Origin of the sequence: Rhodanobacter sp. B2A1Ga4, from assembly GCF_018101315.1 — a bacterium.
Classification (GTDB): Bacteria; Pseudomonadota; Gammaproteobacteria; order Xanthomonadales; family Rhodanobacteraceae; genus Rhodanobacter; species Rhodanobacter thiooxydans_A.
In genome coordinates, this window is record NZ_JADBJR010000010.1 from 1 (window position 1) to 1001 (window position 1001).

At 66.1% G+C, this 1001-nt stretch carries 1 protein-coding gene; it reads right to left on the reverse strand.

What is annotated here, in order from left to right:
- On the reverse strand, window positions 1–1001 hold a 1001-nt coding region (gene nirK, locus IMW82_RS17770), incomplete at both ends, for a copper-containing nitrite reductase (protein WP_211005535.1).

The window sequence follows — 1001 nt, forward strand, 5'->3', positions numbered from 1 at the left end:
TGCGTCACGATCGTCATCGCCCGCTTCGGGTCCGCCGCCAGGAAGTCCGACTTCGCCAGCGGCGGGAACACGTTCGGCAGGCCCTCGCCGTTCGCCTGGTGGCACACCGAGCAGGTGCCGGTGAACAGCTGCTTGCCCGCCGCGATCTGCTCGGCCTTGGTCAGCGTGCCGGCCGCATGCGCCGTCGCCGCCGTGGTCACCGCCTTCAGGTTCGGCTCCGAGCGGTCGCCCAGGTAGACCGAATCCACTTCCTTGCCCGAGTAGATCGACTTGTCCTCCGGACCGTCCACCTTCAGGATGCCCAGCGCGCCCTTGTTGAACGCGCGGAAGATCGAGTGGTCGACCAGCACGTAGCTACCCGGCACATCGGTGTGGAATTCCACCATCGCCGCACCGCCGGACGGGATCAGCGTGGTCTGTACGTTGTGCTGCGCCACCGTGCCGCCTTCGGGCTGCACCTTGTCGAAGATCTCGCCGATCACATGGAAGCTCGACACCAGGTTCGGTCCGCCGTTGCCCACGAACAGCCGCACCGTCTGGTTGGTCTTGGCGGTCAGTGCGTTGTCACCGGTCAGCGCGCCTTCCTTGCCGTTGAACAGCACATAGGTCGGGTGCTCGTCGATCGCCTTCTCCATGTCGAACGGCTGGTGGCCCTTCTGCCGGTATTTGCCGGTGGTGTAGAAGTCGCCCTGCATCACGTAGTACTCGTGGTCGACCTTCGGCAACCCTTCCGGCGGCTCGACCAGGATCAGCCCGTACATGCCGTTGGCGATGTGCATGCCCACCGGCGCGGTGGCGCAGTGGTAGACGTAGATGCCCTGGTTCAGCGCCTTGAAGGTGAACCGCGATTCATGCCCCGGCGCGGTGAAGCTGGACGCCGCCCCGCCGCCCGGGCCGGTCACCCCGTGCAGGTCGATGTTGTGCGGCATCTTGCTGTCCGGCGCGTTCTTCAGGTGGAACTCCACCGTGTCGCCCTGGCGCACCCGGATGAAGCTGCCCGG